The following is an 8,975-nucleotide window of genomic DNA, read 5'->3' as shown; positions in this document are numbered from 1 at the left end:
TGATTATTTACTGATAAAGAATTGTTTAAGTTAGTCGTTCCATCAACCACTAAATTACCAGTTAAATGTGATAGCGATTGATTTGCTACGGTAAATGTATTATTTAAAGTTGTAGCACCATCTACATTTAATGTCCCCGTTAAATTGGCTGGAGACTGATTATTTACTGATAAAGAATTGTTTAAGTTAGTCGTTCCATCAACCACTAAATTTCCTGAAAAATCTACAGGACTATTATTTGCTACGGTAAATGTATTATTTAAAGTTGTAGCACCATCTACATTTAAATCGCCATTTAAATTACTTGTACCACCTACCGTTAAATCGTTATCGATAATAAGATTTTGAAATTTATTAACAGGTAAATAAAACAATTCTTGCTTACTTAATTTTTCGAAAGAAGCATTTAACTTAATTTCTACTTCTAATTCCTTTTTAACACCATACCATAAAATATCAGTAAAATTATTTTGAGAAGGAATACCTCGCCCAACAATTAAATTAATCATCCCATATTGATCTGTAGATGTTTTATGAATTTCTTGATATTCTAATTCACCATTTTCATCTAAGATATTAAATTTAACATCTAAGTGTGTGTTTGGTAAAATGTTCTTATTATCGTTTACTCCAGGTAACTGTAAATTGGAATTTAATATAACAGCTTGATAGGTAAAACCTTTACTTTGTGCATTTAAATTAGTAAACGCAAAATACATTAGTATTATAAATATTTTTTTTGTCATTAGTAGGTGAATTTATTAATGGTTTAATTCGTGTTTGGGGAATATTAAAAATGATAATATTATTTAGAGACTGACTGTATTTTTTTACAGGCGTAATAAAAAATTGAAACTAACAAAGCTTAGTTTACTATATTATCATATATAATATGTGATGATACTTAATTTAATTTGATAATTTTTTTTGAAATAATTTGATTTTGTATACTTAAAATCAATATATAGGTAGAAATTTCTAAATTTTCTACTTCAATTAAAAGATTGTTTTTTTCAGAAAACATTTTATTAAAGACAAGTTTTCCATTAATGTTAAAAATCTGAACATTTTTAGGAAATTCGATATCTTTATTAAAAGTTATTTGAAATGTGTTGATAAATGGGTTCGGAAAAATGGAAGCGGTATAATTTATTTTATCAAAAGAATAAACTCCAAAATCTAAAGGTTGAATAAAACCTTGTCTTAACTCTAAATTGGATTGTTTAAAATTGCCAATTACGCTTGATTGTCCAATAGATTGAACAGCTGTAAAAGAAGAAGTTGGATAAGAAATTATTGATGCACCTACTCCAATTGTTGCTCTTTGTATACTAATAGAATTACTATTTTGAGCAACTATAATTGAAGTAAAAAATAAATTTAACAAACAAAATATTTTTGTCATTATAGTTTTTTTAAGGTTAAAAAAAATTTATCGAGGTAAAAAATGAAAACCAATCAAAAATTGATTAGTTGAAAAGCTTAATTTTTCAGGATTATTAACGGTGTTAAATCCCATCATCTTATTTATATCAAAACTAATATAAACCAAATCGCTGATTACATATGCAACCTCTAATCCTGCTAAAGGCTGAATAAATATACCTTTAAATTCTTTTTCTTTAGTTAAATCATGAACAATATTATTGTTATTTTGAGTTCCTGAAATAATATGTGAAACATTAAATCCTAACTTTCCTTTTAAGTTTAATGATGTCCAAGCTTCAAAAAATTTAAAAGACGCAGTGTTTTGAAAACCAATATAATTAGCCTTCCAATTGTATTGCTTTTCATGAATAAATGCTTCCGCATTGTATTGATTATATATTAAACTTGAGTTTAATAATAAATTTTCTTTTCTATTTAAATAAAAGCTTAATCCAGCTTCAAAGGCTAAACTAGGTAGTGCGTAAAATTTTATAGAATTTTCACCATAAGTGTTTTTGTATTTAAATTTAGTAAAATTCTCACCAAATTTAGCGTACACTTCCTGACTTATAGCTGGTTTACAGCTCATTAAAAAAAGAAGTAGAATAAAAAAAATGTTTTTCATTGTGTAATAATAAATAGATAATATTTACAAAAGTACGATAAATATGACAAAATGACACATTATTTATACTAAAACTTAATAAAAATAATTTTAAAATTGATTTATACTAGCTTTTATAGATACATTTTAAATTTAGAAACTAAATGAAGAGGCATAAAAACTAGTTATAAAATCATCAAATAATTCAGTCAAAACATCATAATATTTGTTATAGTTTTTTAGCTTAAATATATCAGATAAAATAATGCGAACCTCTATAAACTATACCAGTTATTGTTTTGTTACGAATTGATACCTTTTAAATTTTTTTAAAAACAAACTGCAATATTTGCAAAGTATATTGTCATTTCTAGGACTAGGAATCTCATAGTACGAATAACTTGACAGGATTTTCTCATTACTCACAATAGTACACCGTGTATTTGTTATTGCAGTAAATTCAATAGTAAAAAGAGGCAAAACAAATTTTAACAGAACCGAACAAAATAAATTTTCGTAATCAGTATAACATTCGTAATCTATTTTTTTATTTACATTATTTAGGAACACCATATAAAACAATAAACAAATAACCTAAAACACTATCTTTGCAAACAATATAAGATATAATGCTCACAAAAGAAATACAAATTGCAGTCGAAAAAGGAGAGATGCTTCCACTTATGGAAGAGTTTTACACCATACAAGGAGAAGGATATCACACAGGAACAGCAGCTTATTTTATACGAATAGGCGGTTGCGATGTGGGCTGTCATTGGTGCGACGTAAAAGAAAGTTGGAACGCAGCACTGCATCCGCCAACAAAAACAGATGTCATTGTTGAAAACGCAACAAAATACGCAAAAACAATAGTTGTAACTGGAGGAGAGCCACTTACCTGGGACATGACGGTTTTAACCCAAAGATTAAAAGCAGAAAACCTTCAAGTGCATATTGAAACCTCTGGAGCCTATCCAGTAACAGGTGCTTGGGATTGGTTTTGCCTTTCACCAAAAAAAAATAAACTCCCAGTTGCAGAAGCATACGAAATTGCTCATGAACTAAAAGTAATTATTTACAACAAACACGATTTTATTTTTGCCGAAGAACAAGCCGCCAAAGTTAATAAAAACGCCATACTTTTCCTTCAGTCAGAATGGAGTAAGAAAGAAGAAATGACACCATTTATTGTAGATTATGTGATGAATAATCCGAAATGGAGAGTGTCATTGCAAACACATAAATATCTGAATATACCCTAATTTTTTTCTTTTCTATTGTTCTTTTAGCAATTTTATTTCGTTATAATACCTTATATAAGGTGTCTTTATATTCAAGTAATGTTTGTGCAAAGTTTAAAACTACAGGATATTAGAATAAGATTACTAAAACACGAATGATATGATCTCATACAAAATAATATTGTACAGTTACTAATGACTGTATGTTAACTAAGTTAATAATTATTTAGAGAAATACTTGCAAAACAAACTAGTAAAATAATAAGTAAGTGTCTTAATTTTGATGACACAATGCGAAATATGAAATTATTGAAGTATTATTTTTTAGCTTTAAATAATATCAATTAAGTATTTAATTAGTAAAATTCTTATTTTATCTATAAAAGCAAACGTTTTGTCGATTTTATTTCATTATTTGAAATAATTATGATATACTTGTTAAAGTTTTAATTTCCAAAATTTTATTTTGTTCGTCCCAATAAAAATAAAAGCCAATGTTTGGAGTTCTATTGAATATAATTTAACCTAAAATACCACACAATTATGAAAAAAATGCTGCTCATAGTAATGGTTTTGCTAGCGTCACAATTCATTTTTGCACAAGCACCATTAGGAGAAACCAAAAGTCTCCCTGTTAGCTATGAAGATGCCGAAGTAAAACCTGAATTTCCAGGAGGACATAATGAATTTATGAAATTTATTGGTGAAAACTTTGCTCTTCCGGAAGTAGAAGGAATTTCGGGTACTATAAAGCTTAGTTTTGTTATAGAAATTTCAGGAAAAATTACTGAAATAAAAATTTTAAGCGATTTGGGTTCAGGTACAGGAGAGGAAGCAAAACGAGTAGTTGCTAAATCTCCCAATTGGTCGCCTGGGGAGTATGACGGAAAACAAGTAAGGGTAAAATTTTTATTGCCTATTATTATAAAAAATTAGTACTATTTGTGTGCATAGTATTTAATGCTACTTTTTTTATTTTAAAAAATAAACAAACATGTTTTTTTCAGGATTTAAAAAGGCTAGTTCGCTTTAGTTAGTAAAAAATAGTGTTTGAACACAAAAAAATCTATACAACTCTTTTTTTTTATACTTTATATTTCAAAGGGATCAAAATTTTAGTAATTGCGCCAGCGTGATATTACCCCTCTCGATCAAAAAAATCATTCACAATACAAATGATTTTTTTTAATCGAGAGGGGTAATTTTTTTCTGTAATGGATAATAATTTCTGGAATATTTTCTAAAAAAGTCTGGCTAAATAATCGTAATGAGTGCCTTCTAAAATTAATTCGCATTGCAATCCGTTTGCATTTGCAGCATTTTGAAGTGTGTTATAGTCTAGATACAACCACGGAAAAGTTTTTTCTGTTTCTCCTTTATATTGTATGGTAAATGTTAGTTCGCCATAATAACCATCGGCAGGAATAAGATAGCTTCCGTCTTCATTATCATCGAACATGTAAATAATATCTGAGGAATCTATTAATATTTGTCCGTCTGGATTTAATAATGATTTTAGTTTCTGCAAATATTTTTTAGTTTTTGTTAATGTTTCGAAGATTCCAGTTCCGTTCATTAATAATATAATGGTATCAAATTTTTCATTTTCAAGAGCTAAAACATTTTGAACACGAGCATTTTTTAGACCACGAAGTTGGCAAGCTTCAATTGCTTTTTCGGAAATATCTATTGGAGTAACAGTAAGATTTCGTTCGTTTTGCAATGATAAGGAATGGCTTCCTGCACCACAACCCACATCGAGAATGTTTCCTTTTGCTAATTGTAACGCTTTTTGTTCTAGTGTCGGCATTTCGGCATAAGAACGAAACAAATAGGAAACGCTCATTTGGTCGGCTTCAGAAATAGAAGTTTCGGTAACAAGGTCTTCTGGCAAATTGTTTGTTTGGTAATCGAGTATGGCTTTTCCAAAAAGATCTAACATTTTTTTGTGTTTCAAAATTTAACATTCGTTTCCCAATAATTATCGGGGTGGCATTCATTATTTAGGGGTTTAGAATGTTTATAAGTTTAAAAAGTTTAGTAATTTAGCTCCCTGTTAAAGGCGTCGAAATTAAATTTCTAAACACCTAAAACTTTTAAACTTCCTTATGAAACAAATTTTACAGCAACTTCCTAAAGAAGCCAAAGATAAGCATATAGAAAACAAAAAGTATTTTGTTAAGCTAAAAAATAAGCCACCAAAAAATTTAGATTATGTGATGCAAGATTTGCATGATGCCGAATTTAAAAAAACAAATTGTTTAGATTGTGCTAATTGTTGCAAAACTACTGGGCCTCTTTTTACTAGTGCAGATATCGAAAGGGTTTCTAAGCATTTGCGACAGAAACCACAGCAGTTTATAGACAGATATTTGCGTATTGATGAAGATCAAGATTATGTCTTGCAAACTGTTCCTTGTGATTTTTTAGACCAAGACAATTCCTGTTTTATATACGATGTTCGCCCAAAAGCTTGTAGAGAATTCCCGCATACCGACAGAAAGAAGTTTAATCAAATTACAGATTTAACTTTGAATAATGTTGCGATTTGTCCTGCAGCATTTAATATTGTAGAGAAAATGAAGGTAAAAATGCCTTTATAGTCATCAAGTCTTTTTCTTTCTTCTATTTATATATCAAATACTTTTCTCTCATTTTTTTAAACGCAACCAATCCGCTTTCCCAAGATTTTCTAATTTCAGTTTCAGACATTCCGGCTTCAATTTGTTGTTGCAATTTTTTTGTTCCAGCCAGTTTGGTAAAAAAACCATTAAAAAAAGGAGTCATGATTCCCGAGTTTTCTTTATAAGCTCTGATGAGCCATTTTAGTTCTAATTGTTTTACTTTGGCAACAGCCGATAAATCTTCGCCAAAACATTCTTTGCCTTTCCAAAGTGGGTCTTTTGAGCCAAAATTAGGAATAGGGGTAAAGCTAAAGCTCTTTTTTTCTAAATAAGGTGAGCCATAAACTTGAAATTGTTTTTCGGTTCCTCGACCTACACTTACATTGGTGCCTTCAAAAAAGCACAAGCTTGCATATAAATTTATGGCTTGGTCGTTGGGTAAATTGGGCGATGGTTTTACGGGTAAGCTATAAGTCATTTCTCGTTTGTAATTTAAACAAGGAATAACTGTTAGTTTGCATTGTATTCCGTTTTTGAGCCATTTTTCGCCATTTATCATTTTTCCGTACTCACCAATCGTCATGCCGTGCAACGTTGGGATTCGATGCATTCCTACGAAACTAGTAAATTCATTTTCTAAAACGGGGCCATCAACAATGCTTCCGTTGGGGTTGGGTCTGTCTAAAATAAGAAGTTGAATATTGTTTTCGGCACAAGCTTCCATTATATAATGCAAAGATGATATATAGGTATAAAATCTTGCGCCCACATCTTGTAAATCGAAAATCATAATATCAATCCCTGCTAATTGTTCGGCTTTTGGTTTTTTGTTATCCCCGTAGAGCGAAATAATAGGCAAGCCAGTTTTAGAATCTTTTCCGTCAATAATATGTTCGCCAGCATCGGCAGTACCACGAAAGCCGTGTTCTGGAGCGAATATTTTTTGAAGGTTTATTTTTTTAGATAGTAAGAAATCTACGATTAGCTCATTAAAATCCGCAACTTCATACTCTCCAACTGTTTTTCCTTTCTTGTTTTTTACACTGCCCATTTCTCCATGAATCTTTATTATTCCGGTCTGATTGGTTACAATTCCTACTTTTTTATCTTTCAATAAAGGCAAATACACCATATAATTATCGGCTCCTGTTTTTATTTCTGTTATCTCAATTTGATTTTGAGTCGTGGTTTTGGTTTCTACTTCCTTCGGTTTTCTTTTTTCTACTTTCAGTTTTTTACCACTTCCGCAAGAAAAAACAACCATCAAAAGGAATAAAACTGTATTTTTGGACATCAATTTATAAATCATAACTGTTTGAATTTAGAATATTTCATAGCAAAGAGACTAACCAGTGCTAAAGATCATAAAAGTAGTATATCTGCGCCAATTATAAAAATTGCAATAACCGCAATTGCTATTGGTATGATTATGATGATCGTTTCTATTGCAACCGGAACAGGACTACAACAAAAAATACGCCAAAAAGTAGCTGCTTTCAATGGGCATATACTAATTTCAAATTTCGATGACAACCAATCCCAAGTTAGTTTATCACCAATATCGACCAATCAGGATTTTTACCCCAAATTTACTTCGGTACAAGGAATACAACATATTCAGGCCGTAGCCAGCAAAGCAGGAATTATTAGAACCCAAAAAGCCTTCGAAGGAATCGTTTTCAAAGGCGTAGGCAAAGAATACCGTTGGGAAAACCTCACAGAATATTTAGTAAAAGGGCGAATACCAAACTTAAAATCAGAACTTAACCCAGAAATTCTCATCTCAGAATATCTTGCAAATAGATTACAACTAAAACTAGGCGACAAATGCAATACTTTCTTTATGAAAGACAGTGGCAATCACATGCCAAACCTACGAGTTTTTAGTATCGTCGGAATATACAACTCAGGATTTCAGGAATTCGACGCTACCTATATAATAGGCGACATTCGACACATACAGCAAATCAATAAATGGCAACCAACCCAAGTAGGCGCTTTCGAAGTATTTATAAACGATTTCGACAAAATAGAACAAAAAGGAGTCGAAGTATATAACAACTCACAAAACAAATCCGACCCCTCAAAAACCTTAGACACCCAAACCATAGTCCAAAAATACTATAACATATTCGAATGGCTCAAACTATTCGATTTCAATATTATCGTCATACTAGTCATCATGATAGTCGTCTCAACAATCAATATGGTAGTAGCATTACTAGTCTTAGTACTAGAAAGAACCCAAATGATCGGAATCCTAAAATCACTAGGGGCAAACAACTGGACAGTACGCAAAATATTCCTCTATAACGCCGTACACCTAATAACCAAGGGACTACTCTGGGGAAATACAATAGGAATAGGACTATTGCTTATTCAAAAACACACAGGAATAATAAAACTAAACCCAGAAAACTACTACGTTAACCAAGCCCCAGTCAATATAAATATAGCACACATCCTCTTACTTAATCTAGGAACAATAACAGTATGCCTATTAGTACTAACAATCCCTACCTATATAATAACCAAAATATCACCAGTAAAAGCTATAAAATTCAGCTAGTACTTCTTTAATAATGGCGTGCCCCTCCCGAAAAGGTCGGGTCGGGCTATGCGCTACAATCTTTTTTATCGGCGAAAAGCCTCAAAAAAAGGATTTCCGCTGCTATCCCTCACGCGGCGCAGCACATCAGCATTCAGCATTCAAAATTTTGACCCAGCTATTTCCAAAAACAAACAAATCCATTTTTTTAAACTTATCAAATCCGTGTCATCTGCGTTGCAAACCACAAACCGCAAATGCAATAATACAAAACCCATTAAAAAAATAAAGATACCCGCGTTATAAGATTCAACATTCCATAACACAAAACCCCTACACTATATATAAGGAGTAAAAATATAAAGACAAAACATTAAGCAACCCAGCAAAACAGGAGAAAGCAAGCACAAACCCTACTAGGGCAACTAAAAAGAAACGCAATCGATGTCAATAAAGCCTTAAATACCCCTAAGGATTAGCAACGCTTCAAAAAAAACCAAAGATAACCACCACAAAACCAAAACCTTAAA

General features: G+C 31.0%; 9 protein-coding genes. 4 read left to right on the top strand and 5 right to left on the bottom strand.

Annotation, left to right across the window (positions count from 1 at the left end; translation table 11 throughout):
- From B0A57_RS09620 to B0A57_RS09610, 3 genes are all read right to left on the bottom strand, one after another.
- The coding region (locus B0A57_RS09620) for a hypothetical protein (RefSeq protein WP_207758883.1) at nucleotides 1-746 on the bottom strand (746 nt) is incomplete at its 3' end.
- 158 nt (nucleotides 747-904) lie between these two features.
- Nucleotides 905-1,405: a T9SS type A sorting domain-containing protein gene (locus B0A57_RS09615; protein WP_011964292.1), complete on the bottom strand. Its 501-nt coding sequence runs from the start codon at nucleotides 1,403-1,405 to the stop codon at nucleotides 905-907.
- A gap of 27 nt (nucleotides 1,406-1,432) precedes the next feature.
- The gene (locus tag B0A57_RS09610; RefSeq protein WP_011964291.1) at nucleotides 1,433-2,053 is read right to left on the bottom strand and encodes a hypothetical protein; all 621 of its coding nucleotides are present in this window, start codon (nucleotides 2,051-2,053) and stop codon (nucleotides 1,433-1,435) included.
- A gap of 608 nt (nucleotides 2,054-2,661) precedes the next feature.
- Here B0A57_RS09610 and B0A57_RS09605 point away from each other — a divergent pair.
- Nucleotides 2,662-3,294 (top strand): 7-carboxy-7-deazaguanine synthase QueE, encoded by a 633-nt coding sequence (locus B0A57_RS09605; protein ID WP_011964290.1) that lies wholly within the window; start codon nucleotides 2,662-2,664, stop codon nucleotides 3,292-3,294.
- Between the two features lie 522 nt (nucleotides 3,295-3,816).
- Nucleotides 3,817-4,209: an energy transducer TonB gene (locus B0A57_RS09600; RefSeq protein WP_011964289.1), complete on the top strand. Its 393-nt coding sequence runs from the start codon at nucleotides 3,817-3,819 to the stop codon at nucleotides 4,207-4,209.
- 304 nt (nucleotides 4,210-4,513) lie between these two features.
- On the opposite strand, the gene B0A57_RS09595 is transcribed toward B0A57_RS09600, so the two are convergent.
- Nucleotides 4,514-5,215: a class I SAM-dependent methyltransferase gene (locus B0A57_RS09595; RefSeq protein ID WP_011964288.1), complete on the bottom strand. Its 702-nt coding sequence runs from the start codon at nucleotides 5,213-5,215 to the stop codon at nucleotides 4,514-4,516.
- A gap of 166 nt (nucleotides 5,216-5,381) precedes the next feature.
- Between B0A57_RS09595 and B0A57_RS09590 the strand changes: the two genes are divergently transcribed.
- Nucleotides 5,382-5,876, top strand: a complete 495-nt coding sequence (locus B0A57_RS09590; RefSeq protein ID WP_034099348.1) for a YkgJ family cysteine cluster protein — start codon at nucleotides 5,382-5,384, stop codon at nucleotides 5,874-5,876.
- A 22-nt stretch (nucleotides 5,877-5,898) separates the two neighbouring features.
- Here the strand turns inward: B0A57_RS09590 and B0A57_RS09585 are convergent, their stop codons facing one another.
- Nucleotides 5,899-7,191: an exo-beta-N-acetylmuramidase NamZ family protein gene (locus B0A57_RS09585; RefSeq protein ID WP_228463474.1), complete on the bottom strand. Its 1,293-nt coding sequence runs from the start codon at nucleotides 7,189-7,191 to the stop codon at nucleotides 5,899-5,901.
- Nucleotides 7,192-7,212: 21 nt separating this feature from the next.
- On the opposite strand from B0A57_RS09585, the gene B0A57_RS09580 reads away from it, so the two are divergent.
- On the top strand, nucleotides 7,213-8,466 hold the full coding sequence (locus B0A57_RS09580) for an ABC transporter permease (RefSeq protein ID WP_011964285.1): 1,254 nt from the start codon (nucleotides 7,213-7,215) through the stop codon (nucleotides 8,464-8,466).
- Nucleotides 8,467-8,975 lie beyond the last annotated feature (509 nt).

It is taken from the genome of Flavobacterium psychrophilum DSM 3660 = ATCC 49418, assembly GCF_002217405.1.
Lineage (GTDB): Bacteria > Bacteroidota > Bacteroidia > Flavobacteriales > Flavobacteriaceae > Flavobacterium > Flavobacterium psychrophilum.
This window is presented reverse-complemented; position numbering and strand designations above follow the sequence as displayed.